General features: G+C 63.9%; 1 protein-coding gene. It reads left to right on the top strand.

Annotated features, from left to right (window positions below; all coding sequences use genetic code 11):
• A partial coding sequence (locus SB773_RS33165) for an extracellular solute-binding protein (RefSeq protein ID WP_410594688.1) occupies positions 1-255 on the top strand: 255 nt, incomplete at both ends.

Here is a 255-nt window from a genome sequence, read left to right as displayed (position 1 = left end):
GGCGAACGTCGCCGAGATCAATGCGGCTTTCGAGAAGGCGAACCCCGACATCAAACTCGAGTTCGAGGCGATTCCCGCGAACGAGGCCTATTCGCAGCGTGTGCAGCCTGAGCTGCTGGCCGGTACCGCCGCCGACGTGATCATGCTGGACAGCAACCTTCTCGCGACATGGGGGAAGTCGGGGTACCTCGCGGACCTGTCCTCTGCGCCATGGGCCGAGGACATCACCCCCGAGGTCGAGAGCTTCGCGACCTA

Source organism: Bacillus sp. SIMBA_074, from assembly GCF_046534555.1.
Taxonomy (GTDB): Bacteria; Bacillota; Bacilli; order Bacillales; family Bacillaceae_G; genus Bacillus_A; species Bacillus_A mycoides.
The sequence above is the reverse complement of the archived record's forward strand: the minus strand, read 5'-3'. Positions and strand labels throughout refer to the sequence as shown.